The following is a 26017-nucleotide window of genomic DNA, read 5'->3' as shown; positions in this document are numbered from 1 at the left end:
GCGCCCGATTCCGGTGGCGGTTGCGTCGATCGCTTCGGGCGGCAGCCGGGCTGGTTGAATCGCTACGGAGAAGGACGTAGAGTTCCGGCGGACGGGATAGATCACTCGACACTTTTAACCCACTCCTGCAATTGTCCGCGCAGCTCATCGCGCACCGCCCTGAAACCGGCAAGCTGCTCCTCTCTCGTACCGCTCTGATCAGCAGGATCCGGCAAAGGCCAGAAAAAACGGCGTCCATCGAGAAGGCCCGGCCAGATTCTTGGGCAGCTTGCCTGGGCCTTGTCGCAGACAACGATGAGATAGTTTACGGGAACCCTGCCGAGGTAGATGTCCACCGGCTTGGGTTTCTGCGAGGCGATGTCGATGCCGACCTCCCGCATCACTTCAATCGCGAGCGGATGAACCTCCTCTCTTGGTTCCAGACCGGCGCTCATGGCCTCGAACCGGTCGCCAGCCATCTCCCTGAGCAGCCCTTCGGCCATCTGGCTCCGCGCCGAGTTCCCGGTGCAGAGAAAGAGCACATGTTGTTTCTTTTCCATCTTCGTACAGGTTTTTGTTTGAAGTCGAAGCAAACATCCAGGCGTTGTCAGGCTTCGCTCACGTCGCCGAACCACTTCTCCCTGAACCACAGTGAAACGTTTACCAGGCCGATCAGCGCCGGAACCTCCACCAGCGGGCCGATGACGGCGGCGAAGGCCTCGCCGGAGTCGATGCCGAAAACCGCGACCGCCACGGCGATGGCCAGCTCGAAGTTGTTGCTCGCCGCCGTGAAGGAGAGCGTGGTGGTTTTGGAGTAGTCCGCGCCGATCTTGCGCCCCATCCAGAACGACACGAGGAACATGATGACAAAATAAAGGAGCAGCGGAATGGCGATACGCACCACATCCATCGGAATTTTCACAATGTATTCACCTTTGAGCGAGAACATGACGACAATCGTGAAGAGCAGCGCCACCAGCGTCAGCGGGCTGATGCGCGGCACGAAGACCGTTTCGTACCACTCGCGCCCCTTCAGCCGCAGCATGACGAAGCGGGTCAGAAATCCGGCGATGAAGGGAATGCCGAGATAGATGAAGACCGACGAGGCGATTTCGGCGATGGTGATCTCGACGCGGAACGAACTCAAGCCGAGCCAGCCGGGCAGCACCGTCAGAAACACCCAGGCATAGACCGAAAAGAAGAGCACCTGGAACACCGAGTTGAAGGCGACCAGCCCGGCGGCGTACTCCGTGTCGCCCTTGGCCAGCTCGTTCCAGACGATCACCATCGCGATGCAGCGCGCCAGCCCGATCATGATGAGACCGGCCATGTAGTGCGGCATGTCGGCGAGGAACAGCACGGCGAGCGTGAACATGAGCACCGGCCCGATCACCCAGTTCTGCACGAGCGAAAGCGCCAGCACCTTCGTGTTGCGAAACACGTCGCCAAGCTCTTCGTACTTTACCTTCGCGAGCGGCGGATACATCATCACGATGAGGCCGATGGCGATGGGAATGTTGGTGGTGCCGGACTGGAAGCGGTTCCAGAATCCGGCGATCTGCGGATAGAGATAGCCGGAGAGCACCCCGATGCCCATCGCGAGGAAAATCCAGAGCGTCAGGTAGCGGTCGAGGAACGAGAGCTGTTTTGTCGTGTTACTCATGATTTTTCTCCCCGGATGGTTTCGCGATAAAATTCGCTGAACCGCGCTTCGATCTCGTCGCGCACCCGGCGAAAGACTGCGAGCACCTCGTCGCTGCTGCCGGTGGCCCCCGCCGGATCGTCGAAGCCGATGTGCAGGCGCTGTTTCACCTCGCCGCTGAACATCGGGCAGGACTCGTTCGCGCCGTCGCAAACCGTCACGACGTAATCGAACGGCCTGGAGAGAAATTCGTCAACGCTTTTCGGCCGGTTTGCGGAGAGGTCGATCCCTTTTTCCCGCATCACCTGAACCGCCAGCGGATGAACTTCGCCAGCCGGGATGGTGCCTGCGGAGAATACTTCAAGTTCGTGGTCGAAGGAACGCAGGAACCCTTCAGCCATCTGGCTCCGGCAGGAGTTGCCGGTGCAGAGAATGAGTATCGATTGCTTCATGTCTTTGTCAGAATGTGAGTTATGCGATTCAAAACACTGCGTTGAACACGAACCCCACCAGCATGATGCCGGTCGCCACGACTCCGGCAAAAACCGCGATGAGCTGTGGGCGGAGCACCTTGCGGAGGATAATCATCTCCGGCGCGGAGAGGGCGATGACGCTCATCATGAACGCCAGCACCGTGCCGAGCGCCGCGCCCTTGCCGAGCAGCGCCTGCACGACGGGAATGATTCCGGCGGCGTTCGAGTACATCGGCACGCCGATCAGCACGGCGGCGGGCACCGACCACCACGCCTCGTTGCCCATCAGCGCGGCCATGAAGTTCTCCGGCACGTAGCCGTGGATGCCCGCGCCGAGGCCCACGCCGAGCACGATGAAGAGCCACACCTTGCCGACGATCTCCCGCACATGGCGCAAGCCTTCGCGAATCCGCTCCGGCCAGCTCACCGCTTCGGCGGAAAATTCGGACGAGACCGCGCTGTTCTGGAGTTGCTGCACCCACTCTTCGAGAAAGCGCTCAAGGCGGAGCTTGCCGATCACCATGCCCGAAATCACCGCAACCAGCAGTCCCATCGAGAGATAGAGCGTTGCGACCTGCCAGCCGAACATGCCGAAAAGCAGCGCAAGCGCCACCTCGTTGACCATCGGCGCGGAGATGAGGAACGAGAAGGTCACGCCGAGCGGCACGCCCGCCTGCAAAAAGCCGATGAAGAGTGGCACGGCGGAGCAGGAGCAGAACGGCGTCACGATGCCGAGCGTGGCGGCCATCGCGTTGCCGACGCCCGCGCGCTTGCCGGAGAGCATCGCGCGCGTCCGCTCCGCCGAGATGAAGGTGTGCACCACTCCCATCACGAACACCACCGCCGTCAGGAGCAGGAGCACCTTCGGCGTTTCGTAGATAAAGAAATGCAGCGCCTCGCCGAACGGGGTGGCGCGGCTCATGCCGAGTGCGCCGACGAGCAGGTCAGCGCCAGCTTCGAGGTTCAGGTAAAGCGCCGCCCAGAGCGCCGCCGCTGCCGCAACCCCGGCGATCCAGGCCGGGGCTTTGGTGCTTTGTTGATCGCGCTGTTGCATGGTTTCAGCAGCAGCTTCCGTTCTGGCGGCCAATGCCTTTGGCGTGGTTGCCGCAGCAGCCGGAGGGCTTCGGCGCGGCGGTGAGCATCTGGCGAAGTTCGTCGCCGGACGGCACGCGCCCGGTGCACGCCACCTTGCCATCCACCACCAGGCCGGGCGTTGACATCACGCCATACGACACGATCTGCTGCATGTCTTCGACCTTCTGCACATCGGCCTCGATGTTTTCAGCAGCGATGACGGCCTTGACCGCTTCGGTAAGCTGGTTGCATTTGGCGCATCCCGATCCGAGAATTTTGATCTCTTTCATGATTCTGTTGTTTTGAGTTTATCGTAAATAAACGATTTATAAAGGTGTCGCTATTGTTAAAAAATTCCGGTTTCAGCAGTTGCATCCGCCGCTCTTTTCGCTGGTGAAGAAATCGCCGAACAGCGCCTGGGCCTTCGCCCAGTTTTCACGATGGATGCAGTACTTGACCTTCGGCGGATTGATTTCGCCCTGGATCAGCCCCGCTTCGAGCAGCGCTTTCAGATGCTGCGAAATGGTTGACTGCGCCATTGGAATGAGGCTGGTCAGTTCACCCGTAAAGCAACAGGTCTCGCCCGCGAGCAGCCGCAGAATTTTAATCCGCACCGGATGGCTAAGCGCCTTGGCAATCGCCGCCAGCGCGATTTCGTCGGTGGAGTAGCTGATGTCGGACAGGGTTCTCTGCATTGGTTTTGTTTTCGTTCATCGTAAATGTACGATGAATAGCGTTGGATGCAAATTGAAAAATGAAGAAAGTGATACATTATCAACAAAAGGCCGCCTCATGTTCTTGAACGCTTTCGCCGCGAGAGGCCGGGCAATATCGCCATATCAAGCGTGACAGCATCGGAGCTGACTTTCAGCGTTATCAAAAGCGGCCCGGAGCGCAACCGGCAAGCGCGTACCGTGTTCTTTGATCTTTTCGACCTTTTCCCGCTCGATGCTTCCGTGATCTGGCATTACTGCGAGATCAGCAACAATCTCGAACGGCGAGGCACACCCATCGGTTCACTTGGCGCCATGATCGCCGCCCACGCCAAAGTGCTCAGCGCGGTGCTGGTTTTGAACAACGTCAGGGAATTCAGCGGCGTTGACGGATTATTTCTTTTTTTAGCGCCGACCTTGAGATCGCCCATGAACCAAGCCTGGGTCATGCTGCTCATGTCGTTCTGAAAATAGCGAGCGCGCGAGAAATCCTCTTGAATCCTGCCTTATTTTGTTATAACATGTAGTATAACAAAAACAGAGGAGCTTCTATGCGGGCTACGGTGACAAAGATTGGCAATTCGACGGGGGTTATCCTGCCGAAGGCTGTGGCGGAGCGGCTCAAGGTGAAGCAGGGCGACGTCGTCTATTTGACGGAAACACCTGACGGTTACACGGTGACGCCTTACGATCCCGAATTTGCAGAGCAAATGGAGGCTGCCCGTCAAGGCATGTCCGAATACCGGAACGCTCTTCACGAGCTTGCCAAATGAGCTGGCGCTGGCTTCTGGCTGGGGTCGTCATGGCCATTCACGACGAACAGATTGCCGAGCATGGCGGCAGCACAGGCGTTCGTGATGAGGGTTTGTTGTCTTCAGCCCTTGCGCGTCCGCAACACCAGGCAAACTATGGCGAGCCGTCCGTCTTTGATCTGGCGGCCGCCTATGCCTATGGCATTATTCGTAACCATCCATTTGTCGATGGTAACAAACGCACCGGGTTTCTTGCGGTCTATGTGTTTCTGACTATCAACGGATGGCAACTGCGGTCGTCGGAAGCCGAAGCCGTTCATGCCGTTTTGGCTTTGGCGGCGGGTGAAATGGATGAAGCCGGTTTTTCGAGCTGGCTTCAAAGCAGGTCGGTTTTTCTGGCGGAACGGGCATAACCTGAATTATGCCGAGCAGGCGCTCGGCGCTCCCAGGGAAGAGGGCGGGCACGCAGGTTTGCCCCTGCAACTGTTTAGCTCAACCGACCGCGGGGCGGGCGTGAAACTCGCCCCTACATAATTCCACCACATCTCCATCGCCAACTCCCAGCTTCGCGCTCGCGTTGCCGTTGCGGATGGCGATCTCGATCATGCCGCTGCTGCCGATGTAGGCGAGGGGTTTGCCCTGTTCGACTTCGCCGTAGGTTCGGACGATTCGCAATGGCGGCGCGGAGTTGCCGACCGTGACTTGCCAGTTGCTTCCGTCCGCAAGCATCCCGGCTTCAAAGGAGGTGATGAGGTTGCCGAAGTGGTCGGTGGCTATGACTTCGCCTTGCCAGCCGTTTCCGTTATCGAGTGGTGTGTTTTGCCATAGCTCGATTCTTGCGCACTCCGCGACGTTAATCGCAGGGCCGAAGGCTTCGAGCGGGACTCCGGCGGCGAGGTGCGCGGCGGCGGGGGTGAAGAGATCTCTGCCGTGGAAGGTGGCGCTTGGGTTGGCGAGCTGGTAGTTCGCGTTCGTCAGTTCGTGGCATTTGGCTTCCGGCCAGCGCTTGAAGATCGTCGTCAGCAGGCCGTTGTCGGGGGCGATGAAAAAGTACGGCCCGGCCTGGACGCCGATGGCTCTCCGGGCGGTGCCGACGCCGGGATCGATGACGCTGACGAAGATTGTCCCGTCGGGGAAGTAGGCGATGGAACGGTCGAGGTGGAAGGCTGCCTGCCGGACGTTCTGCGGGCTGATGGCGTGGGTCAGGTCGATGACGCGGGCTTCGCGGCAGATGGTGGCGATGACCCCTTTCATGACGCCGACGAAGGCGTCTTCGAGGCCGAAGTCGGTCATGAGCGCGATGACGGGCGGCTGGAGCATGGCGTCAGTGGTTGGCTGACCGGTACAGGAGCGCGCCGGCGGTGATGAAGAGCAGGTCGGGCAGCCAGGCGGCGAGCACGGGATTCAGCAGGCCGTCGTAACCGAGACTGCCGATGGTTCTGAGCATTCCGAGATAGAGAAGGCCAATGAACAGGCTGATGGAGATTTCGACCGCAAGGCCGCTGCGTTTTTTCTTTGAGGAGAGCGGCACGCCGATCAGGACGATAATCATGCTGGCCAGAGGCAGGGCGATTTTGGTGTGCAGCTTGACGGTCGCCTTTTCGAGTTCCGGCAGTCCAGAGCGCTCCTTTTGCCGGATGAAATCGTAGTGCTGCATGATGTTCATTTCGTCCGGGTCGGTGTCGATCATCCGGAAGGTATTGGGGGCCAGCGACAGTTTCAGGGTGTCACTGCCCGTATTGACGACGAGGTTTTCAACGCCGTTCGCAAAGGTGCGTTTTTTCGTGTTGTAGAACACCCAGACATTATTGAGCGGGAGCATTCTGAGCGAATCGGCGTCGATACGCGAGACCAGGCGACTTTGGCTGAAGGTTTCGAACGAGATGGCTGTGGCGCTGATCCGGTCGGGCGCGATCTGGCCGACGGTGAGGATGCGGTTGCTCGATTCCCGGATGTGCAGCGGCCCTTCATGGTTGTTCTGCTGCCGGTTCAGAAAGCGCCGCTCGTAGCCTTTCGACCAGTTGTACAACGCCGGATCGATGAAGCAGGAGTTGACGAGATTGGCCGCCGTGATCAGCAGCGTGGCTATCAGGAAGGGCTTCATCAGGCGCGACAGGCTCATGCCCGCCGATTTCAGCGCGGCCAGTTCGCTCTGCATCGAGAGCTTGCCGGTGACAAAGAGCGAGGCGAGCAGGGCGCTGAGCGGCGAGGTCAGCAGGAAGGTGTCGGGCAGGCCGCTGAGGTAGTAGATGATGACCGTGCCGAGCGGGACCTGCTTGTCCATGAACCGGTCGAGGTTTTCGACAAGGTTGATGATGATGAAAAGCGCGGCGAAGCTCGCCAGCGCGAACAGAAAAGTCGCCAGGAACTGCCGCGCGATGTAGCGGTCAATAATACTGAGATTGCCCGTGAAGGGCAGTTTCGGGAGCCGATGCTTCCGGCTGCCTTGTCCGCGCGGTGTCGCTTTGCCGTCGTTCATCGGGTCTCCCGCTCAGTAGCCGAAAATCTCCCTGAGCGTCAGGAAGCTGATGTCGCCGTACTTGCGAAGCGTTGCGAGATCGAGCTGCTCCTTTTTGCCGAGCACCAGCATGATCTGCGGCTTGTCGCGGAAGCGCGTTTCGTGGAACTGCTCGATGTCGCTGAACTTCATGCCGGGCACTTCGCGGAAAACATCCTGCCGGATGTCGTGGTCGAGGCCGAGCCTCCGCGCCTCTTCGAGGGCGAAGAGCACGTCGCCCTTGGTGAGGTGCTCGGTGCGGATTTTCTGGTCGATGCCCGCCTTGGCCGAGGCGAACAGCTCCGGCGATTCGGGCAGCTTCTGCATCAGCTCGCCGAACCCTTCGAGCGCTTCAGGCAGTTTGTCGGCCTGGGTGCCGATGTAGCTGAAGAGGTAGCTGTGGCGATCCTTCTCTTTTGGCAGGCGGTAGACCGAAAAGACCGAGTAGGCCAGCGCTTTGGCTTCGCGCATCTCCTGGAACACCACCGACGACATGCCGCCGCCGTAGTATTCGTTGAAGAGCGTGACCAGCGGCGCCGTCGATGCGTCGTACCCCGCGCCTCGCGACAGCATGATGATTTCGGCCTGGGTCATGTCGTAATCGACTACGTAAACGTGGCTTTTCGCGGTTTCAAGCTCCACGAAGGGATCGGTCACTGGCACCGGCTGGAATGCCTGGCCGAAGTGGCGCATGGTGCGCAATCCCGTCATCAGCGTCTCCGGCGCGTCCGGGCCGTAGTAGAGCACGCGGTGGCGGTAGTTCATAAAGTTTTTGATCTCGCCAAGCAGCTCTTCGGGCGTCAGTTTGTCGATCTCTTCGTCGCTCAACACGTTGGTGAAGGGCGACTGCGGGCCGTACTTGCCGTAGTTGACCATCGCTTCAAAGAGGATTTTACGCTTCGAGAGCTTCTCGTCATCGCGCTCCTTTCGGATGCCCTCCTTGAGCTTTTCAAGCGCCGGAGCGTCGGGCTGCGCGTCGCGCAACAGCTCATCGAGCAGCGCGATCGCCTGCGTGAAATTTTCCTTCAGGCCGGAGAGCTTCAGGTAAACGTAGTCATCGGAGGTGAGCACCGTAAACTCCGCGCCGAGGCGGTACAGCTCCTGGCTGAACTCGGCGGGCGAGAGCTGCGAGGTGCCGAGGTACGACAGGTAGTCGAGCGCCGTGTCGATCTTGCGGTTCAGGTTGGAACCGGCGTCGAACATGAGGTAGAGGCTGTACAGCTCGTTCTCCCTGTTCTGCGCGTAGTTGAGGCTGATCTCAGGGGTGAGGTCGTGGTAGCCGATGTCCTTTTTGAAATCGACGAACACGGGTTGCACCTCGCCGCTTTTCCGGGCGAGCAGGTTTTCGGCGAAGACCGACGAGCGGTCGCGGTTGACCTTGATCGGCGTAATCTGCGGCTTCTGGATTTTCGCCTCGCTCTTGCGCTGGCCGTGTTTTTTATAGACGGCGACGTAGTTCTCGCCGTAGTGCTGTTTGGCGAACTCGACGATCTCCGACTTCGTGATCTTTTCGAGCCGCGCGAAGCGGTTGACCTGCCGCTCCCAGGCCATGCCCCAGACGAAGGTGTCAACGAACGCCTCGGAGCGGCCCCGGTTCGACTCGCAAGCCTTCAGCTCTTCGAGCTTGAGGTCGTTGATGACCGCCGTCACGAGCCAGTCGGGGAACTCGCCCTTTTTGACCAGGTCGAGCTGTTCGAGCAAGAGCGCCTTCACCTCGTCGAGGCTCTGGCCCTCGCGCGGCTTGGCGCTGAGGATGTGCGCCGAGTAGTCCTTCATCAGCACCAGCATCGAGCCGCCTTCGAGCACCTTCTGCTGCTGGTTGAGGTTCAGGTCAATCAGGCCGGCGGTCTGGTTGAACAGAATCTTGTCGATGAGCGCCAGTATGTCGGCGTCGCGCGAATCAGCGCCGCCGAAGCGGAAGCCGAGCACCAGCTCTTCGGCCTCCGGGCCGGTGACGGTTTTGACGACCGGCGCGGTGATTTCGGGTTCGACCGGCGGATGAAACTCCGGTACCGCTTTCGGTTCGAGCTTCGCGAACTTCTGGTCGATCAGGCGGATCGTCGCGTCGGGGTCGAAGTCGCCCGCGATGCAGATCGCCATGTTGTTCGGCACGTACCAGGAGCGGTAGTAGTCGATGACGTTCTTGATCGACGGCTTTTTCAGGTGCTCGGCGGTGCCGATGGTGGTCTGCGTGCCGTAGGTGTGCTTCGTGAACAATCCCTCGAACAGCTCCTCCCACAGCTTGCGGCTGTCGCTGTCCATCGTCATGTTCTTCTCTTCATAGACGGTTTCAAGTTCCGTGTGGAAGAGGCGCATCACCGGGTTGCGGAAGCGCTCCGCCTCGATGGTGAGCCAGCGGTCGAGTTCGTTGGAGGGAATGTCGTTGATATAGACCGTCTGCTCCACCCAGGTGTAGGCGTTGGTGCCTTTGGCGCCGATGGAGTTGAGCAGCTTGTCGTACTCGTTCGGTACGGTGAACTGCGCCGCCACGTTCGAGATGCTGTCGATGTCGCGGTAGATCGCCGCGCGATGCTCCGGGTCGCTGGTGGCGCGGTACTTTTCGTACAGCTCGATGATTTTTTCAAGCTCGGTGTGCTCCTTCGCATAGTCGAGCGAGCCGATGGAATCGGTGCCCTTGAAGAGCATGTGTTCGAGGTAGTGCGCCAGGCCGGTGGTTTCGGCGGGATCGTTTTTGCTGCCCGCCCGCACGGCGATGGAGGTGTAGATCCGAGGCTCGTCGTGATACGGACTCATAAACACGGTGAGGCCGTTTTTCAGCGTGTAAATCCGCGTTTGCAGCGAGTCGCCGGGGACGGTGGTGTATGAATAATTTTCTTTCAGGTTCGTATTGTTTTCAGTCATAGTGGATGTACAGGAGATGAGATGGAACAGCGCAAGCCCGATGGCGAGCACTCTGCCCGTTGATTTCAGTAAAGAGCTGTTGAACATAGCGTCGCATCGTATTCAGTAAAGATCGGTCAGTCGCTCGTTCCGGTTCAAACAAAGCCGTAGATTACGAAAAATCCGGCAAAGTGACGGGAAAAAACCGTCAGAGATTCAGGACGGGACACATCGCGTCTGTCGGGCTGAAGAACTATAAGCACCGGTTAATAGTTCTGATTTGGGTATTTGTCACCGCTTATCATTCAGGAAAAGTCTATGCTGAGAGTCGAGCATCGGGGAGGAGAGTTCAGTCTTGCCAGTCCATACAGCCCCACGGGCGACCAGCCCGGCGCGATCCGGGCGCTGACCGAGGGGGTGTTGCGGGGCGACCGCTGGCAGACGCTGCTCGGCGTGACCGGATCGGGCAAGACCTTCACGGTCTCGAACGTCATTGCCCAGATCAATCGCCCCACGCTGGTGTTGAGTCACAACAAGACCCTCGCCGCCCAGCTCTACGGCGAGCTGAAGCAGTTCTTTCCGCACAACGCCGTTGAGTACTTCATCAGTTACTACGATTTTTACCAGCCGGAGGCGTATATCCCGTCGATGGACAAGTACATCGCCAAAGACCTCAAGATCAACGACGAGATCGAGCGGCTCCGGCTGCGGGCGACCAGCGCGCTGCTCTCCGGGCGCAACGACGTGATCGTGGTCAGCTCGGTGAGCTGCATCTACGGCCTCGGCTCGCCGGAGGATTGGTTGGCGCAGATCATCGAGTTGCGGCAGGGGATGGAGATGGATCGCGACGAGTTCCTGCAAAAGCTGGTGGCGCTGCACTACTTCCGCGACGACGTCGATCTTTCGCCGGGGCGCTTCCGCGTGCGCGGCGACGTGATCGACCTGGTGCCGGGCCACGAGGAGCTGGCGCTGCGCGTCGAGTTCTTCGGCAGCGAGATCGACTCCATCCAGACCTTCGATCCGAAAAGCGGCGAAATCATCGGGAGCGATGAGTACGCCTTTATCTATCCGGCCCGGCAGTTCGTGGCCGACAGCGCAAAGCTGGAGCCGGCGATGCTCGCCATCGAAAACGAGCTGGCGGGCCGGCTGAACACCCTTCGCGCCGAAGACAAACTGGTCGAGGCGCAGCGGCTCGAAGAGCGCACCCGCTACGACCTGGAAATGATCAAGGAGCTGGGCTACTGCTCCGGCATCGAGAACTACGCCCGCCACATCGCCGGGCGCAAACCGGGCGAGCGGCCGTGGTGCCTGCTTGATTATTTCCCGGAGGATTTCCTCGTCGTGGTCGATGAGTCTCACGTCAGCCTGCCGCAGATTCGCGGCATGTACGGCGGCGACCGGTCGCGCAAGACGGTGCTCGTCGAGCACGGCTTCCGGCTCCCCTCGGCGCTCGACAACCGGCCGCTGCGCTTCGAGGAGTTCGAGGAGATGGTTCCGCAGGTGATCTGCGTGTCGGCCACGCCCGCGCAGCACGAGCTGATGCGCTCCGGCGGGGTGGTGGTCGAGCAGCTCATCCGGCCCACCGGCCTGCTCGATCCGCAAATCGAGGTGCATCCGGTCGCCGGGCAGATCGACCACCTCCTGGCGCGTGTCCGCGAGCGCATCGCCAAGGGGCAGAAGTCGCTGGTGCTGACGCTCACCAAGCGCATGTCCGAAGACCTGCACGCCTATTTCCGCAAGGTCGGGCTGCGCTCGCAGTACCTGCACTCCGAGATCAAGAGCCTCGAACGGATGCAGATTCTGCGCGAACTCCGCACGGGAGACATCGACGTGCTGGTCGGCGTCAACCTCTTGCGCGAGGGCCTCGACCTGCCGGAGGTGTCGCTGGTGGCGATTCTCGACGCCGACAAGGAGGGGTTCCTGCGCAACGGCAAATCGCTCATGCAGATCGCCGGACGCGCGGCGCGAAACCTCGAAGGCAAGGTGCTTTTCTACGCCGACAAGATCACTGACTCGATGCGCGAGGTGCTCGATGAAACCGACCGCCGTCGTCGCATCCAGCAGGCTTACAACGAAACGCATGGCATCGAGCCGCGCTCCATCATCAAATCGGTCGATCAGGTGCTCAACACCACCAGCGTGGCCGACGCCGAGGAGCGCTACCGCCGCAAGCGCCTCGGTTTGCAGAAGCGCCCCGAACTGGAGCTGCGCGGCCTGCTCAACACGATGAGCCGCAGCGAGGTGTTGCTGATGGTCGCCGAGATGAACACCGAAATGCAGAGGGCCGCCAGGGAGACCGATTACGAAAAAGCGGCCTACCTGCGTGACGAAATTCTGATGCTTCAGGAGCGAATCGAGCAGATGACGGAGTAAAAAGTATTGACCTGAAGCCTCGATTTCATATCATGAATATTCAGCCTATCATTCGATCAAATTTCCAATTCCGGAGAAGCGTACTTCCATGCTGGCCCAGATAGAACAGGAACACTACCAGAAACTGCACGAAATCCTGCGGCTTTGCCGGGCGAATCTCAAGAACTACGACGAATCGCTCATCCAGCGTGCGTTTTTCATGTGCTACCGCGCTCACGAGGGGGAGAAGCGAGCTTCCGGCGAGCCATTCTTCTACCATCCGGTGGAGGTCGCCAAGCTGCTCGTGACCGAGCTTCCGCTCGACGGCGTTTCCGTTGCGGCGGCGCTTTTGCACGACGTCATCGAAGACAGTGGCTACACCTACGACGACATCGCCGCCGAGCTGGGCGCGGAGGTTGCCGACATCGTGGAGGGGCTGACCAAGATTTCCGAAATCATGGTCAACCGCGAAACCACCGAGGCAGAAGGGTTCCGCAAGATGCTGCTCTCGATGGTCAAGGATATTCGCGTGATTCTCATCAAGTTCTGCGACCGCCTGCACAACATGCGCACCCTCGACTCCCTGCCGGAGCACCGCCGCCTGCGCATGGCGCTCGAAACGCGCGACATCTACGCGCCGCTCGCCCATCGGTTCGGTCTCGGTAAAATGAAGGTCGATCTGGAGAACCTCGCTCTCAAGTACATCGATCCGGAGATGTACGACTACCTGCTCAAAAAAGTGCGCCTGAGCCGCAACGAGCGAGTCGCCTATCTGAACAAGATGATCGATCCGATCAAGGATGATCTTGAAAAGCAGGGATTCACCGTGGAATTGCAGGGGCGAGCCAAGCATCTTTGTTCGATTTACAACAAGATGCGGATGAAGAACAAGGAGTTCGACGACATTCACGATCTCTACGGCATCCGTGTTATCATCGATACGGACAAGCTTTCGGACTGCTTCGCCGTTTACGGCTACATTACGCAGAAGTTCCCGCCGATACCGCAACACTTCAAGGATTACATCTCCATTCCGAAGCATAACGGCTACCAGTCGCTCCACTCGGCGATCATCGGGCCGAAAGGATACGTCATCGAGTTGCAGATCCGGACGCGCCGGATGCACGAATTCGCCGAACTTGGCGTCGCGGCGCACTGGCGCTACAAGGAGAAGATCAGCAAAGACGACGCGGCGGTCGATTCATTCCTCAAGTGGGCCCGTGAGCTTATCAAGGATGCGGATACAGCGGCGGCTTTCATGGAGGGGTTCAAGCTCAACCTCTATCACGACGAAATTTACGTCTTCACGCCGAAGGGCGACATGAAGATTCTGCCCGCCGGAGCCACGCCGATCGACTTCGCTTACGCGATTCACACCGAAATCGGCAACGGCTGCATCGGCGCAAAGGTCAACGGCAAGATCGTGCGGCTGAACGCCGAGCTGAGGTCGGGCGACCGCGTGGAAGTAATTACATCAAAGAGCCAGAAGCCGAAGGTGGACTGGTTGAAGATCGTGGTGACGCACCGCGCCAAGCTCAAGATTCGCGCCGCCATCAACGAAGAGCGCCGCCGGGAGATCGAAAAGGGGCGGAGCATCTGGGAAAAGATGGTCTCTGGCAGCAAGAAGCTCTTCACCGAGAACGACGCTATTCGCGCTATCCGCCAGCACGGCATCAAGACGCCCGCCGATCTGTTCAATGCGCTGGCCAACCAGCAGATCAGCAGCGAAGAGGTGCTGGAGCGCATCACCCACCCGCACAACAAGAGCGGCGAAACGCATGAGAGCAACATTCAGCAGAGGGGGCCGCACAAGGATTTCGCCGAAATCGCCCGTGAAGTGCAGGAGCGCCTCGGCCACCAAAAGGACGAAGTGACCATCGCCGGGTTGAACAATATCGCTTACTCCTACGCCAAATGCTGTAATCCGGTGCCTGGTGACGACATCATCGGCTTCGTCACCACCGAAGGCGCGGTCAAGATTCACCGCAAGAACTGCGTCAACGTCACCAACGAAAACAGCGTAAAAAGCGAACGGATCGTCTCGGTCGCCTGGAACCGCAAGGTTGACACGGAGTTCCTCGCCGGCATCCGCATTGTCGGCGAAGACAAGATCGGCATGACCAACCAGATCACCGGCGTCATCTCCCGGTTCGACACCAACATCCGGACCATCGCCCTGAACGCCAAAGACGGCATCTTCACCTGCAATCTGATGATTTTCGTCAAAAACACTGACAAACTTACGACGCTGATGGACAAGCTGCGGAAAGTGCAGGGTGTGTTCACCGTGGAGCGGTTGTCGAGTTGAGGGGAGGGGATAAGTATCGTGGCCCCCGATTTTCGGACAGCGGTTTAAGGTGGTAACTTGGCTGAAAACAAGGTCAAGTTATGAGCGAGAAGAAACGCAACAAGTTCACGGCGCAGTTCAAGGCCAAGGTGGCGCTGGAGGCAATCCGGGGCGACAAAACGACGAACGAAATCGGCCAGGAGTTCGGGGTACCCCCGTCTCAGGTTGGCCTGTGGAAACGGGAAATCCTCGAAAATGCTCCCGGAATTTTCGAGACGAAGCGAGGGCCGAAACCAGTCGATTCGTCCCCGGATCCTGAAAAGCTCTACACCGAGATCGGTCGGCTCAAGGTGCAGTTGGATTGGCTGAAAAAAAAGTCGGGCCTTACCTGTGAAGCTGCGGAAAAGCTGGATCGGCGGCGATGAGTCGTTGCCGGTTTCGACGCAATGCCAACTGGTCGATGTGAATCGCACGGGTTATTACGGCAAGCCGGAGCCGTATTCGCCCAGTGACGACGACCTGCTGGTGACGGGCATGGCTCCCGGCCCAAACACCAGCAAACCGCATCCGGAGCATAAGATCTATCCTTATTTGCTGCGAGGAGTTAGCGTTACTGTAGCAGCTGGTTATGCGTCACGCCGAAAACCCGCCAATGCCATTTCCCAAGCAACGCGATGCTTTTCGATTGTTCCGATGCGAGCCGCTGGATGTGGTATGGCGATGTGTGCTATCTTTAAACTTTGTAAAGCGTGTTGGGCTTTTCGGCCAAGTCCGATAACATATTTTGGGGATGCAATTTCGAGTTCGCGCTTGAGAAAGATCATCGACACCTCAATGATATCTTTGGTGGGAATGAAACTCGACATATTTCCTTCCTTAACGAAGGGAAACACATTGGTGGCATAAGTTCCAGATATTCCGACGCCGAAGAAGGATTGTAGAAGACACTCAAGCCTTTTGTTTGTCTTGAGCTCTAGAGTTCGACCATACTCTTGTATCTCAGGGCAAACGTCTCCCGATAGCCCTTCGGAGCTTGACCAGTCTTGAAGTATCACTGCGACGCCTCCAGGCTGATGAGCGCCTTTAGTATATGGACTCACCCAATCTTTGAAATCATAGCCGAAGTACTCAGGTTGATGGTAATTTTTTTTCAAGTGGTTCAAGTGATAGTTGACTCGTTCATTAGCAAGTTCAAGGTATGCTTTTGGCATTTTTGCGCTACTAGTCATTTAACGCATAACAGTGTTTATATGGTTTCTGCATAAGACGCCTACAACCATCGTTCATTAACAATGCAGATATTACCGCAATTCCACCCCGAAACCCCCTAAAATCATTCCCCCCTTTCGTCACCACAAACGAGTGCTGCGAGGCGCGACAATCTCCCCCCTCACATCACCCCATCAGCTCAAGAATCTCTTCGATCTCGTCCTTGATTTCGAGCAGCAGCATTTTGCGGCGCTCGCCGGTGATTTCGGATTGCTTCTGCTCCCTTGAAAGCTGCTTTTGCAGTTTGAGGATTTCGCTGGTCTTGTGGTCGGCCCCAGCATCATCCGCCTTGCCGCTCTTGACCATCTGGCTCGCCTTGTTCAGCTTGTACCCTTTTTCGTACACCAGCTCCTTGATGTTGAGCACCATCGCGATATCGCGGTTGGTGTAACGCCGGTTCCCCCGCGTGTCCCTGGCTGGAACAAGCTCGCTGAAATAGTCCTCCCAGTACCGGAGCAGGTAGGCGGGGATGCCGGAAATCCGACTCACCTCGCCAATCGAATAGTAACTTTTGCTGGATTCAAAGGCCATCGCTGAAGTCTGTTAAGGCGTAAAAAAATGTTGCAAGCAGCCCTGACAAGCCGTGGCAACAAGTTTATGGCAGCGCCATTTTGTTTTCGCTCCACTTATTATACATTAACTGCGTCACATCAAAAAAGAACGGATGAAAAATCTGCTGGCTCTGCGCCCATATCTTTTCCGTTACCGGAAATCGCTTGTCGCAGGCATCGTTTGCGTCGTCGCCACCAACTTTTTCGCGGTCGCCGCGCCCCGTTTTCTCGGCGAAGCAATTGACCTCATGGGCAAGCCGTTCGAGATGCGCGAGATTCTGCACAAGACCGGACTCTACATTCTCTTCGCTGCCCTCAGCGGCATCCTGCTCTATCTCGTGCGCCAGCTCATCATCGTCACCTCCCGGCACATCGAGTTCGACCTGAAGAACGACTACTACTCGCACCTGCAAACCCTCTCCACCTCGTTTTACGACAGCACCGGATCGGGCGAGCTGATTTCGAGAGGCACCAACGACCTGAACGCCATCCGCGACTTTCTGGGGCCGGGCATCATGTACTCGATCAACACGCTCTTCCGGCTGCTCTTCGCCATCGTCGCGATGTTCGCCATCTCCCCGATTCTGACCCTGTTCGCGCTGCTTCCCGCGCCATTCCTCAGTTGGTCGGTGTACAAAACCGGCGTCTCGCTTCAGCATCAGTCGAAAAAAATCCAGGAAAACTACGCCTCCATCACCAACCTCGTGCAGGAGAACATCTCCGGCATCCGGGTGGTCAGGAACTACAATCGCGAGGAGTGGGAGACCAGCCGGTTCGAGGCGCTGAACCGGGATTATTACAGCAAGAACCTGCGGCTCGGCAGAATCCAGGCGGGGTTCATGGCGGTGCTGACCGCGATGACGGCGCTCTCGCTGATTCCAGTCATCTGGGCGGGCGGCCTTGGCGTGATGAAGGGCACAATGACCATCGGCGATATCGCGCAGTTCGTGATCTACGTGACGATGCTGAGCTGGCCGATTATTTCGATTGGCTGGGTGACCAACATCATTCAGAAGGCGGCGGCGGCGCAAGGTCGGCTGGACGAGATTTTCGACACGAAGCCGGAGATCGTCGAACCGGCCTCCGGGCAGGCGAGCGAGACGAAGAGGCCGCTCAAGGGCGAGCTGACGTTCGAGCATGTCGGCTTCACCTACCCCTCGCAGCCCGACCGCGAAGTGCTTCGCGACATCTCGTTTACCGTCGAGCCGGGTACGAAGCTGGCCATCGTCGGCGCGACCGGCTCCGGCAAGTCAACGCTGGTGAATCTGATTCCGCGCCTCTACGACCCGACGAGCGGGCGCATCACGATTGCCGGGCGCGACATCAAAACCCTGTCGCTTGGCGCGATCCGGCGCACCATCGGCTTCGTGCCGCAGTCAAACTTCCTCTTTTCGGACACCATCCGCAAGAACATCGATTTCGGCAGCAACGGCGGCGGCATCGACGTGATCGAAGCGAGCCGCATCGCCATGCTGCACGACGACGTGGAGGATTTCCCGGACGGCTTCGACACCATGCTCGGCGAAAAGGGAATCAACCTGTCGGGCGGCCAGAAGCAGCGGGCCTGCATCGCCAGAGCGCTCCGGTGGCAACCGTCGATCCTCGTGCTCGACGACGCGCTCTCGGCGGTCGATACCGCCACCGAGGCGAGCATCTTCGACGGCCTGCTCCAAAAGCTGCCCGAAACCACCATTGTGCTCATCAGCCACCGCATTTCGACGGTCAGGAACTGCGACCGCATCATCGTGCTGCACGACGGCGCCATCGCCGAAAGCGGCACCCACGAAGAGCTTCTCGAAAACGGCCGCTACTACGCCGACCTCTACATGCAGCAAATGCTCGAAGAAGAAATTAGCGCTCTGAGTTGAAGAGGGTGGACTGGGTGGACTTGGTGGACAAAACCCCGAAGAATCGCTCTTCAATCTTCGTCCACAAAGTCCACTGCTCACCCTCTCGCCAGCTCGGCCAATTGCCGCTGCAAATCTTTTCTTGAAAGCCCGTACATGTGCACGTAGAGCATGTTGAACATCAGCACTGCCGAGCGGAGCGTGGGCGCGCGCATCGCCCGCTCGATGGCCCGGCGCGGGGTGAACACCTTCGAGGTAAGTTCGGTATAGCTTGGAATGAACTCGTCCAGGCTCATCTGCTTGGGCAGGTAGAGCATCTCCTGGCCCCAAGAAAAGCGGAAGGCGTCGTGGTCGTGGCTGGGGTGCAGGAGCCGCCCCTCTTCGGCGAGGCGCGTGAAGACGCCAGTGCCCGGAATCGGGCGCAACAGGTTGATGCCGGGCACGTCAACGCCCGCTTCGTCGATGAAGGCGTCGATCCGCTCCGGCATCGAGAGCGTGTCGCCGTCGAGGCCGTAGATGAAGCTGCCATAGACGCAGATGCCCGCCTTGCGAATCTCCTGGATGCAGCGCACCTGCCGCTCGGCTGGGTTGTGAAATTTGTGGTGCGCCCGGTTGCTCTCGTCGGCGAGACTCTCGATGCCCACCAGCAGCGCGCCGCAGCCGGAGCGGGCGAAGATGTCGAGCAGCTTCGGATTTTCGCCGAGCAGCGTGGTGGCCTGCCCGACCCATTTGATGTTGAACGGAATCAGCTTCGAGAACAGCTCGGCGGCATATGCCTCGTCGGCGTTGACCGTGTCGTCGAGAAAGAAAAAGATGCGCCTGTCCTCGCGCAGAAACGCCTCGACCTCGCGCACCACTTCCGAGACCGGGCGGTGGCGCAGCTTGTGGCCGTTCATGACGTGCACGTTGCAGAAGTCGCAACTGTAGGGGCAACCGCGCGTGGTCTGCACGACGTTGGTGGTGAAGTAGCGATTGATCCGGAGCGCGGATTTGCTGACCGGGCGCGGTGCGGAGAGATCGGGAAACGCCCCCTGCCGGTACTCCGGCTTGAGCTGGCCTCGCCGCAAATCTTCGAGCACCTCGCGCCACAGCTCGTCGGCTTCGCCGATCACCAGCGTGTCGCCATGCTCGCTGCAGCGCTCCGGAAAGATCGAGACGTACGGCCCGCCCAGCACCACCGGCACGCCCCGCTCGCGAAACAGCGCGGCAATTTCGACCGCCGGACGCACCGCGCCGGTCTGCACGCTGATGCCGACCAGATCCCAATGCCGGTCGAGCGGCAGCTTGTCGAAGCGCAGGTCGCAAATCTCCTGCGTGACGCCCGCAACTTCGACGGAGCTGAGAATCATGAGCGAGAGCGGCGGAATGGCGAACTGCGCCCGCTTGATGACACCGCTCATGGCGCGATCCTTGAGCAGCGAGATGCCGGATTTGGCGGCTCCGTCGAGCGAGGCCGCGCCGTCCACGCCGCTCGATGCCTGGACGAAGACGAGTAAGACCGAGAGAGGACGATGTTCCGTGCTCATGGGATTCAGTTTGCTCCTTTGTCGAGCGCGATCTCCTGAAGCCGCTTCAGCTCCATGAGGGCGTCGAGCGGCGTGAGCCGGTTGATGTCGAGGCCCGAAAGCGCCTTGCGCAGGCGGCTCTCCTCCTCCTCGAAGAGCGAAATCTGCCGCGCCATAATCGGCGACGTGGCCTGCCGCTGCGTCGGCACCTCGACTTCGCGCTTCTCCATTCCGGCGAGAATCTCTTTGGCCCGCGAAATCACCTCCGGCGGCATTCCGGCCATCCGCGCCACCTCGATGCCGTAGCTGTTGTCCGACGCGCCGCGCACGATTTTGCGCAGAAAGATCACCGTGTCGGCGGTCTCGACCACCGTGGCGTTGAAGTTGGCGATGCGCTCGAAGCGCGACTCCAGCTCGGCCAGCTCGTGGTAGTGCGTCGCGAAAAGCGTGCGCGCGCGGAGCTGGTCGTGGATGAACTCGCACATCGACCAGGCGATCGACATACCGTCGAAGGTGCTGGTTCCCCGCCCGATCTCATCGAGCAGGAGAAGGCTGCGGTCGGTGGCGTTGTTCAGAATGCTCGCCGCCTCGTTCATCTCCACGAGGAAGGTGCTCTCGCCGGAGGTGAGGTTGTCCGACGCGCCGACGCGGGTGAAAATGCGGTCAACGAGACCGATCTCGGCGCTCTCGGCGGGTACGAAGCTTCCCACCTGCGCGAGCAGCACGACGAGGCCCGCCTGCCGGAGGTACGAGCTTTTTCCCGCCATGTTGGGGCCGGTGATGATGAGCAGTTGCTGGCTCGCGCCGACGCGGCAGTCGTTGGAGATGTACGGCTCGTCCGCGCCGAGAATGCGCTCCAGCACCGGATGGCGTCCGCCGCTGATCGTCAGCTCCTTACCCTCGTTCATCGACGGGCGGCAGTAGTGGTACTCGTCGGCGCAGGAGGCGAACGAGGCGAGGCAGTCGAGTTCGGCAAGCGCGGCGGCGGTCGTCTGGATCGAGGCTGCCTCTGCGGCAACGGCGGCGCACAGCTCCTGAAACAGCCGGTGTTCGAGCAGCTCACTCTTCTGTTCGGCGGTCAGGATTTTTTCCTCGTACTCCTTCAGCGCGGGAATGGTGTAACGCTCGGCGTTGACCAGCGTCTGCTTCTTTTCGTAGTCCTCCGGCACCTTGTCGCTGTTGGCGCGGCTCACCTCGATGTAGTAGCCGAACACCTTGTTGTACTGCACCTTCAGGGTCGAAATCGAGGTGCGGCGGCGCTCCTCCTGCTGGATTTCGAGCAGCCGGTCACGCGCCCCGGACGAGATCGCCCGCAGCTCGTCAAGCTCCTCGTGGTAGCCGGAACGGATGTAGCCGCCGTCGCGCACCGCGCCGCTCGCCTCCGGATCGAGCGCCCGTTCGATGGTGTCGGCCAGCTCCGGCAGCGCATCGACCCGGAGGGCCAGCTCGCGCAACCGGAGCGACTGGCATCCGTCGAGCATCGAGCGAAGCTGCGGAACCAGCGCGAGCGACGAACCGAGCTGGCGCACCTCCCTCGGCATCGCCCGCGAGGTGGCGATTCGCGCCAGCGCCCGCTCCAGATCGATGATGCCGCCGAGCGCCCGCCGCGCCTCTTCGCGCAGCTCCGGCGCGTCGAGCAGCTCCTCAACCGCATCGTGCCGCCGCACCACCGGCTCCAGCTTCCGTAGCGGATGCAACAGCCAGCGCCGGAGCAGGCGCGCCCCCATCGGGTTCTTCGTCCGGTCGAGCACTTCGAGCAGGCTTCCGTTCAGCGTGCCATCCTGCATCGACGAGATGATTTCAAGGTTCCGCCGCGTCTGGATGTCGAGCGTCATGGTCTCGCCGCTCTCGACGAGGCCAATGCGCACGAGATACTTCAGACTTCCCTGTTTGGCCTCTTCGAGGTACTGAAGGATGGCTCCGGCGGCGATCCGTCCGGCCTCGTACCCCTCGATGCCGAAACCCTTGAGGGAGTGCGTTTTGAAGTGGTTTTCGAGCACCCGCGTCGCCTGCTCATCGGTGAACATCCACTCGTCGAGCACCGTGAAGAGCGCGCCGGTGAAGAGGTTTTTGGCGAGAGATTCGCGAAGCTCCTTGTCACGCGACGAGATCAGTATTTCCGACGGGCGGAGCGACTGGAGGAAATCTTTCAGCTCACCGAGCGGCAGTTCGGTCATGCGGAACTCGGCGGTGGTCACATCCACGTAAGCCACGCCCGCCAGATGCTCGCGCCCCCGCTTCACCGGCGCGACGGCGCAGAGGTAGTTGTTGTGGCGGTCGTCGAGAATCTTGTCGCTGTAGGTGATGCCCGGCGTCACGATGTCGGTGATCTCGCGCCTGACGATCCCCTTGGCCGTCGCCGGGTCTTCGACCTGGTCGCACACCGCCACCTTGAACCCCTTCATCACGAGTTTGGCGATGTACCCCTCGCTGGCGTGATGCGGGAATCCGGCGAGCGGAATTTCGGCGGAGCTGCCGTTCGAGCGGCGCGTCAAGACGATGTTCAGCGCCGAGGAGACCATGACGGCGTCATCAAGAAAAGTTTCGTAGAAATCGCCCACGCGGAAGAGCAGCAGGTAGCCGGGATAACGCTCCTTGACATCGAGATACTGGCGCATCATCGGTGTCGCCTCCTGTTTTCGGGCCTGCGCCTCTTTGGCCATATTTCTTCGTGATATTGTCTGTTACCGCCGGATTTCGTGGACAGTCAAACTAAAGCAGTCACGCAAAAAAAACAAGCTTTCACGGAAGCTTGAAAAGCTGAAGACGGCGCAATATCTTGGCATCAGCATCACAATTATCAACCATCGTTCTCTCATGGATTTTCATGCTCTCCTGCGCGTCATACACATCACGGGTTTCGCCGCCTGGTTCGGCACCATCTTCGCGACCCTCTTTCTGCTCAAAACGCTCGAACCCGGCCTCACCGGCGACAAGCAACAGGCCAACGACCACTCGCTGCTGCTGCGCCGCTTCATCAAGCTCGAAACGAAGATGGCCGACGTGGCCGTCATTTCGGTCATCCTCTCCGGCCTTTTGCTGGCGCACTTCTACGAAGGCTGGACGCCGTGGGTTTTCGCCAAGATCGGCCTGATGCTCCTCCAGATCGCCCTCACGATGGGCTTTATCGTCAAAGCGATCCAGCCCATCACCTACCCCTGCGACACGGCGCAATACACGGCATGGTACCGGCTGTTCACGATCTCGTTCAGCATGTTCGCCGTCGTGCTTCTCGTGACTTTTTTCCTGCGCTGAACTTCTCTGCGAAAGAAGTTTGCGATGATTTGAAAAACGGTTTCTTTCTTGTATATTCTTGCTCTTTATCACCAAACTATTACTAATGATGCAGGCCCTGATCGAGATTTCCGACAAACAGTATCTGGTAAAAGCGGGCGACAAAATTTTTGTCCCCAGGCAAAAGGCCGCCGCAGGCGACGTTATCGAAGTGAAGACTCTCATGCAGGTCAATCAGGCTGATTCAAGCATGAATGAAGGCAAAGCAACGGTCAAGGTGCTTGACCATGTCCGGGACGAAACCGTCATCGTGTTCAGGAAAAAACGCCGCAAGCGTTTCCAGAGACGTAACGGACACCGCCAGCACATGACCCAGGTCGAAGTGATGTCGATCTGAACGAACAGGAATTGATAACACTAATTTTTTAGTCTCATGGCACATAAAAAAGGCGGCGGATCGACCAAAAACGGCCGCGATAGCAATCCGAAATACCTCGGCGTGAAAGCCGCAGGCGGCTCCACGGTCAACGCGGGCACCATCATTCTCCGTCAGCGCGGCACGGCCATCAAGCCGGGCGACAACGCCGGACTCGGCAGGGATCACACCATTTTCGCCCTCGTCGATGGTACCGTTCACTTCAGGAACGGCCGCAACAACAAAAAACAGGTCGATATCATCCCCTCCTGATTTGGGTGGAGATGCATTACACTTATATTGAAAGCAAGCCGGACAAGCATGAACGGCTTGCTTTTTTTACGCTCTATTGTCGAGCATCCCGATACATCGCCGATTGAAACGCTACTGCCCCTCTTGGCGCAAGCGCCAAGAGCTTTTTCTGCCCGATCACTAACTTGTGCGTTTCACCTGCGGCTTCCGCTGCGAGCCGGAGGTACCGGGCGTCTTGGTGTATATTCCAGGCAAGGCAGTTCTTGCCGAACGTATTGATTCAAGTTTCTTGAGCGCACAATGCGGATTTCCGCGGAAATCCGTCTCGATGAGGATTGACAAGCGACTCCCGGATTTTCAGCGACAGCGCTGATGCTAAACATGTCCCCTGCTGCTACCAGGCAAGGACATCATTCCAACAGAAACCAAAACCCGTAAGTGCATTATGAAAATCACCGTTATTGGCGCAGGCAACGTTGGGGCCACCACGGCATTCCGTCTTGCAGAAAAACAGCTTGCAAGGGAGCTCGTGCTGCTCGATGTCGTCGAAGGCATACCTCAGGGCAAAGCACTTGATATGTACGAAAGCGGCCCGGTCGGCCTGTTCGACACCAACGTGACCGGCTCGAACGACTACGCCGATTCGGCGAACTCCGACATCGTCGTCATCACCGCCGGTCTGCCGAGAAAACCCGGCATGAGCCGCGAGGACTTGCTCACGATGAACGCCGGTATCGTCCGCGAGGTGACCGGAAAGATCATGGAGCACTCCAAAAATCCGATCATCGTGGTGGTCTCGAACCCGCTCGACATCATGACCCACGTCGCCTGGCAGAAGAGCGGATTGCCGAAGGAGCGGGTCATCGGCATGGCCGGCGTGCTCGATTCGGCGCGCTTCCGCTCGTTCATCGCCATGGAGCTTGGCGTTTCGATGCAGGATGTGACCGCCTGCGTGCTCGGCGGCCACGGCGACGCGATGGTGCCGGTGGTCAAGTACACCACGGTGGCGGGCATTCCTATTGCCGACCTCATTGCTGCCGATAGGATCGCGGAGCTGGTCGAGCGCACCCGCACCGGCGGCGCGGAGATCGTCAACTACCTCAAGCAGGGTTCGGCCTTCTACGCTCCGGCAGCATCGGTGGTCGAGATGGTCGAGTCGATCGTGCTGGATCGCAAGCGCGTACTGACCTGCGCCGTGAGCCTCGGCGGCGAGTACGGCATCGACGGCACCTTCGTCGGCGTCCCGGTCAAGCTCGGAAAGAACGGCGTGGAAAAGGTTTACGAAATCAAGCTCGACCAGAGCGACCTCGACATGCTCCAGAAGTCCGCGCTGATTGTCGATGAAAACTGCAAAATGCTCGAAGCGCCTTTCACCTGACGCCAAGTCAAACGACCAGTCCCGCGTTCTGCGGTCAAATGCACGAAATGAAAAGAGGCTGTTCCGGAAGCGAAACCGGGGCCGCCTCTTGGCGTTTTAACGCTGTTGACGCACAGTGGATTGTCCTGAATATCTCGATAACATCGGCGATGCTCTTCTCGCCACACTCTCAACGCAGAGATTTCATGAGAGGCAGTTGTCTGCCTTGAACCGGTTGGCCTCCTGCACGGCGGCCACGAGCTTTTCGGCAAGTCCTGGCATCTTCTCGTAGTCAACCCAGAGCGTATCTTCGACAATATCGTGAATCTCCGATGCGATCCCGATCGCCATCCGCTTACGCCTGGCAAGCTCCTTTTTCAGCTCATTGGCCTCTTCTGACATGGTGTTTTCTCCTCTGGTTTTACTGTGGATAAATATTGCGCCCGGTTGTGGACTTCGATGCGGTTCGCCTCATGCCTGCCATAAATTAAGAAAGGAGTGACAGGTCATCATCCTTAATTATTTAAGCAGATACGCTCGCATCCCGAAACATCAAGCAAGTAAACCAGACTTGATCAAAAAACGTTCAGAACAGTCTCGACCTCTTGCAGAAGTCGGGATCGACGAAAACTGTAAAATGCTCGAAGCGCCTTTCACCTGAAGAACGGTGTACGCATCGATTCAATAACAAAAAAGCGACCATATCGGGTCGCTTTTTTGTTTGACTGCCGTCAAGAAAACTCAGCACCATAAAACGACTTTGATAATTTATCGTTTACCGATAAGTAGCTAACGACCTTTTAACAGATACACCAACAAATCCATTCTGTTGAAGAAACTTGCTAACCACAAACTCTGGCGTTATGTTTTTGGAACCTAAAATTGTTTTGGTTCAGCGTAAATTGGAGAATTCAGCCGTTTGAGTTAGAGTACAAAAACGGAGGAATTCACCATGCGAAAAGTCAGAAAAAACTACA

At 58.7% G+C, this 26017-nt stretch carries 25 protein-coding genes; 11 read left to right on the top strand and 14 right to left on the bottom strand.

Translation table 11 applies throughout. The annotated features are described in order from the left end of the window. Positions 1 to 101 precede the first annotated feature (101 nt). From EST62_RS09420 to EST62_RS09395, 6 genes are all read right to left on the bottom strand, one after another. Positions 102 to 539, bottom strand: coding sequence for an arsenate reductase ArsC (locus EST62_RS09420; RefSeq protein ID WP_129051838.1), 438 nt, complete (start codon positions 537 to 539; stop codon positions 102 to 104). 47 nt (positions 540 to 586) lie between these two features. Further along, a complete protein-coding gene (arsB, locus tag EST62_RS09415) occupies positions 587 to 1642 on the bottom strand; it encodes an ACR3 family arsenite efflux transporter (protein WP_129051837.1) in 1056 nt (351 codons plus the stop codon). Beyond that, a complete protein-coding gene (locus EST62_RS09410; protein WP_129051836.1) occupies positions 1639 to 2073 on the bottom strand; it encodes an arsenate reductase ArsC in 435 nt (144 codons plus the stop codon). Before EST62_RS09410 ends, arsB begins: the two co-directional genes overlap by 4 nt. A gap of 28 nt (positions 2074 to 2101) precedes the next feature. Beyond that, a complete protein-coding gene (locus EST62_RS09405; RefSeq protein ID WP_129051835.1) occupies positions 2102 to 3148 on the bottom strand; it encodes a permease in 1047 nt (348 codons plus the stop codon). Positions 3149 to 3152: 4 nt separating this feature from the next. After that, the gene (locus EST62_RS09400) at positions 3153 to 3458 is read right to left on the bottom strand and encodes a thioredoxin family protein (protein ID WP_129051834.1); all 306 of its coding nucleotides are present in this window, start codon (positions 3456 to 3458) and stop codon (positions 3153 to 3155) included. Positions 3459 to 3530: 72 nt separating this feature from the next. Then, the gene (locus EST62_RS09395; RefSeq protein WP_129051833.1) at positions 3531 to 3863 is read right to left on the bottom strand and encodes a helix-turn-helix transcriptional regulator; all 333 of its coding nucleotides are present in this window, start codon (positions 3861 to 3863) and stop codon (positions 3531 to 3533) included. A 75-nt stretch (positions 3864 to 3938) separates the two neighbouring features. Here EST62_RS09395 and EST62_RS09390 point away from each other — a divergent pair, with 75 nt between their 5' ends. The 3 genes from EST62_RS09390 (at position 3939) to EST62_RS09380 (ending at position 5046) form a co-directional block, all read left to right on the top strand. Then, positions 3939 to 4349: a type II toxin-antitoxin system VapC family toxin gene (locus tag EST62_RS09390; RefSeq protein ID WP_129051832.1), complete on the top strand. Its 411-nt coding sequence runs from the start codon at positions 3939 to 3941 to the stop codon at positions 4347 to 4349. A gap of 83 nt (positions 4350 to 4432) precedes the next feature. Continuing rightward, on the top strand, positions 4433 to 4654 hold the full coding sequence (locus EST62_RS09385) for an AbrB/MazE/SpoVT family DNA-binding domain-containing protein (protein WP_129051831.1): 222 nt from the start codon (positions 4433 to 4435) through the stop codon (positions 4652 to 4654). Further along, positions 4651 to 5046, top strand: a complete 396-nt coding sequence (locus tag EST62_RS09380; protein WP_129051830.1) for a type II toxin-antitoxin system death-on-curing family toxin — start codon at positions 4651 to 4653, stop codon at positions 5044 to 5046. Before EST62_RS09385 ends, EST62_RS09380 begins: the two co-directional genes overlap by 4 nt. Before the next feature lie 79 nt (positions 5047 to 5125). Here the strand turns inward: EST62_RS09380 and EST62_RS09375 are convergent, their stop codons facing one another. The 3 genes from EST62_RS09375 to EST62_RS09365 are packed head-to-tail and all read right to left on the bottom strand — an operon-like array spanning position 5126 to position 9992. Continuing rightward, complete coding sequence (locus tag EST62_RS09375; RefSeq protein ID WP_129051829.1) at positions 5126 to 5953, bottom strand: S-adenosyl-l-methionine hydroxide adenosyltransferase family protein; 828 nt, start codon at positions 5951 to 5953, stop codon at positions 5126 to 5128. Positions 5954 to 5957: 4 nt separating this feature from the next. Next, positions 5958 to 7112, bottom strand: a complete 1155-nt coding sequence (locus tag EST62_RS09370) for an LptF/LptG family permease (protein ID WP_129051828.1) — start codon at positions 7110 to 7112, stop codon at positions 5958 to 5960. A 12-nt stretch (positions 7113 to 7124) separates the two neighbouring features. Then, positions 7125 to 9992 (bottom strand): pitrilysin family protein, encoded by a 2868-nt coding sequence (locus EST62_RS09365; RefSeq protein WP_129051827.1) that lies wholly within the window; start codon positions 9990 to 9992, stop codon positions 7125 to 7127. A gap of 297 nt (positions 9993 to 10289) precedes the next feature. Here EST62_RS09365 and uvrB point away from each other — a divergent pair, with 297 nt between their 5' ends. The 3 genes from uvrB to EST62_RS09345 all read left to right on the top strand — a co-directional run bounded on the left by uvrB (position 10290) and on the right by EST62_RS09345 (position 15035). After that, on the top strand, positions 10290 to 12344 hold the full coding sequence (uvrB, locus tag EST62_RS09355; RefSeq protein WP_129051826.1) for an excinuclease ABC subunit UvrB: 2055 nt from the start codon (positions 10290 to 10292) through the stop codon (positions 12342 to 12344). Positions 12345 to 12432: 88 nt separating this feature from the next. Beyond that, on the top strand, positions 12433 to 14631 hold the full coding sequence (locus EST62_RS09350) for a bifunctional (p)ppGpp synthetase/guanosine-3',5'-bis(diphosphate) 3'-pyrophosphohydrolase (RefSeq protein ID WP_129051825.1): 2199 nt from the start codon (positions 12433 to 12435) through the stop codon (positions 14629 to 14631). Positions 14632 to 14711: 80 nt separating this feature from the next. Further along, positions 14712 to 15035, top strand: a complete 324-nt coding sequence (locus EST62_RS09345) for a transposase (protein ID WP_129051824.1) — start codon at positions 14712 to 14714, stop codon at positions 15033 to 15035. A 201-nt stretch (positions 15036 to 15236) separates the two neighbouring features. On the opposite strand, the gene EST62_RS09340 is transcribed toward EST62_RS09345, so the two are convergent. Together EST62_RS09340 and EST62_RS09335 are read right to left on the bottom strand one after the other, a co-directional pair. Continuing rightward, positions 15237 to 15821: a uracil-DNA glycosylase family protein gene (locus EST62_RS09340; protein ID WP_167599280.1), complete on the bottom strand. Its 585-nt coding sequence runs from the start codon at positions 15819 to 15821 to the stop codon at positions 15237 to 15239. Between the two features lie 184 nt (positions 15822 to 16005). Continuing rightward, complete coding sequence (locus EST62_RS09335) at positions 16006 to 16410, bottom strand: MerR family transcriptional regulator (RefSeq protein ID WP_129051822.1); 405 nt, start codon at positions 16408 to 16410, stop codon at positions 16006 to 16008. 133 nt (positions 16411 to 16543) lie between these two features. Between EST62_RS09335 and EST62_RS09330 the strand changes: the two genes are divergently transcribed. Further along, positions 16544 to 18298: an ABC transporter ATP-binding protein gene (locus EST62_RS09330; RefSeq protein ID WP_129051821.1), complete on the top strand. Its 1755-nt coding sequence runs from the start codon at positions 16544 to 16546 to the stop codon at positions 18296 to 18298. A 77-nt stretch (positions 18299 to 18375) separates the two neighbouring features. On the opposite strand, the gene EST62_RS09325 is transcribed toward EST62_RS09330, so the two are convergent. Together EST62_RS09325 and mutS are read right to left on the bottom strand one after the other, a co-directional pair. Next, complete coding sequence (locus tag EST62_RS09325) at positions 18376 to 19803, bottom strand: radical SAM protein (protein ID WP_167599279.1); 1428 nt, start codon at positions 19801 to 19803, stop codon at positions 18376 to 18378. A 5-nt stretch (positions 19804 to 19808) separates the two neighbouring features. Next, positions 19809 to 22445 carry a DNA mismatch repair protein MutS gene (mutS, locus tag EST62_RS09320; protein ID WP_129051820.1) on the bottom strand — a complete coding sequence of 879 codons (2637 nt, stop codon included), beginning with the start codon at positions 22443 to 22445 and terminating at the stop codon, positions 19809 to 19811. 154 nt (positions 22446 to 22599) lie between these two features. Between mutS and EST62_RS09315 the strand changes: the two genes are divergently transcribed. From EST62_RS09315 to mdh, 4 genes are all read left to right on the top strand, one after another. Further along, on the top strand, positions 22600 to 23037 hold the full coding sequence (locus EST62_RS09315; RefSeq protein ID WP_129051819.1) for a hypothetical protein: 438 nt from the start codon (positions 22600 to 22602) through the stop codon (positions 23035 to 23037). A gap of 88 nt (positions 23038 to 23125) precedes the next feature. Then, complete coding sequence (gene rplU, locus EST62_RS09310) at positions 23126 to 23413, top strand: 50S ribosomal protein L21 (RefSeq protein ID WP_129051839.1); 288 nt, start codon at positions 23126 to 23128, stop codon at positions 23411 to 23413. A gap of 36 nt (positions 23414 to 23449) precedes the next feature. Next, positions 23450 to 23704, top strand: a complete 255-nt coding sequence (gene rpmA, locus EST62_RS09305) for a 50S ribosomal protein L27 (protein ID WP_129051818.1) — start codon at positions 23450 to 23452, stop codon at positions 23702 to 23704. A 424-nt stretch (positions 23705 to 24128) separates the two neighbouring features. Beyond that, a complete protein-coding gene (mdh, locus tag EST62_RS09300; protein WP_129051817.1) occupies positions 24129 to 25061 on the top strand; it encodes a malate dehydrogenase in 933 nt (310 codons plus the stop codon). Between the two features lie 183 nt (positions 25062 to 25244). Here mdh and EST62_RS09295 read toward each other — a convergent pair whose 3' ends face one another. Next, on the bottom strand, positions 25245 to 25442 hold the full coding sequence (locus EST62_RS09295) for a CCE_0567 family metalloprotein (protein WP_129051816.1): 198 nt from the start codon (positions 25440 to 25442) through the stop codon (positions 25245 to 25247). Positions 25443 to 26017 lie beyond the last annotated feature (575 nt).

It is taken from the genome of Chlorobaculum sp. 24CR (assembly GCF_004118635.1).
Classification (GTDB): domain Bacteria; phylum Bacteroidota; class Chlorobiia; order Chlorobiales; family Chlorobiaceae; genus Chlorobaculum.
Note: the sequence above shows the minus strand (reverse complement) of the source record. Positions and strands in the feature narration are given on the sequence as shown.

What these genes read in the sequence shown, in the direction of transcription:
- EST62_RS09420 (WP_129051838.1), bottom strand. Translation starts at nt 539, where the DNA reads ATGGAAAAGAAACAACATGTGCTCTTTCTCTGCACCGGGAACTCGGCG.
- arsB (WP_129051837.1), bottom strand. Translation starts at nt 1,642, where the DNA reads ATGAGTAACACGACAAAACAGCTCTCGTTCCTCGACCGCTACCTGACG.
- EST62_RS09410 (WP_129051836.1), bottom strand. Translation starts at nt 2,073, where the DNA reads ATGAAGCAATCGATACTCATTCTCTGCACCGGCAACTCCTGCCGGAGC.
- EST62_RS09405 (WP_129051835.1), bottom strand. Translation starts at nt 3,148, where the DNA reads ATGCAACAGCGCGATCAACAAAGCACCAAAGCCCCGGCCTGGATCGCC.
- EST62_RS09400 (WP_129051834.1), bottom strand. Translation starts at nt 3,458, where the DNA reads ATGAAAGAGATCAAAATTCTCGGATCGGGATGCGCCAAATGCAACCAG.
- EST62_RS09395 (WP_129051833.1), bottom strand. Translation starts at nt 3,863, where the DNA reads ATGCAGAGAACCCTGTCCGACATCAGCTACTCCACCGACGAAATCGCG.
- EST62_RS09385 (WP_129051831.1), top strand. Translation starts at nt 4,433, where the DNA reads ATGCGGGCTACGGTGACAAAGATTGGCAATTCGACGGGGGTTATCCTG.
- EST62_RS09380 (WP_129051830.1), top strand. Translation starts at nt 4,651, where the DNA reads ATGAGCTGGCGCTGGCTTCTGGCTGGGGTCGTCATGGCCATTCACGAC.
- EST62_RS09375 (WP_129051829.1), bottom strand. Translation starts at nt 5,953, where the DNA reads ATGCTCCAGCCGCCCGTCATCGCGCTCATGACCGACTTCGGCCTCGAA.
- EST62_RS09370 (WP_129051828.1), bottom strand. Translation starts at nt 7,112, where the DNA reads ATGAACGACGGCAAAGCGACACCGCGCGGACAAGGCAGCCGGAAGCAT.
- EST62_RS09365 (WP_129051827.1), bottom strand. Translation starts at nt 9,992, where the DNA reads ATGACTGAAAACAATACGAACCTGAAAGAAAATTATTCATACACCACC.
- uvrB (WP_129051826.1), top strand. Translation starts at nt 10,290, where the DNA reads ATGCTGAGAGTCGAGCATCGGGGAGGAGAGTTCAGTCTTGCCAGTCCA.
- EST62_RS09350 (WP_129051825.1), top strand. Translation starts at nt 12,433, where the DNA reads ATGCTGGCCCAGATAGAACAGGAACACTACCAGAAACTGCACGAAATC.
- EST62_RS09345 (WP_129051824.1), top strand. Translation starts at nt 14,712, where the DNA reads ATGAGCGAGAAGAAACGCAACAAGTTCACGGCGCAGTTCAAGGCCAAG.
- EST62_RS09340 (WP_167599280.1), bottom strand. Translation starts at nt 15,821, where the DNA reads ATGCCAAAAGCATACCTTGAACTTGCTAATGAACGAGTCAACTATCAC.
- EST62_RS09335 (WP_129051822.1), bottom strand. Translation starts at nt 16,410, where the DNA reads ATGGCCTTTGAATCCAGCAAAAGTTACTATTCGATTGGCGAGGTGAGT.
- EST62_RS09330 (WP_129051821.1), top strand. Translation starts at nt 16,544, where the DNA reads ATGAAAAATCTGCTGGCTCTGCGCCCATATCTTTTCCGTTACCGGAAA.
- EST62_RS09325 (WP_167599279.1), bottom strand. Translation starts at nt 19,803, where the DNA reads ATGAGCACGGAACATCGTCCTCTCTCGGTCTTACTCGTCTTCGTCCAG.
- mutS (WP_129051820.1), bottom strand. Translation starts at nt 22,445, where the DNA reads ATGGCCAAAGAGGCGCAGGCCCGAAAACAGGAGGCGACACCGATGATG.
- EST62_RS09315 (WP_129051819.1), top strand. Translation starts at nt 22,600, where the DNA reads ATGGATTTTCATGCTCTCCTGCGCGTCATACACATCACGGGTTTCGCC.
- rplU (WP_129051839.1), top strand. Translation starts at nt 23,126, where the DNA reads ATGCAGGCCCTGATCGAGATTTCCGACAAACAGTATCTGGTAAAAGCG.
- rpmA (WP_129051818.1), top strand. Translation starts at nt 23,450, where the DNA reads ATGGCACATAAAAAAGGCGGCGGATCGACCAAAAACGGCCGCGATAGC.
- mdh (WP_129051817.1), top strand. Translation starts at nt 24,129, where the DNA reads ATGAAAATCACCGTTATTGGCGCAGGCAACGTTGGGGCCACCACGGCA.
- EST62_RS09295 (WP_129051816.1), bottom strand. Translation starts at nt 25,442, where the DNA reads ATGTCAGAAGAGGCCAATGAGCTGAAAAAGGAGCTTGCCAGGCGTAAG.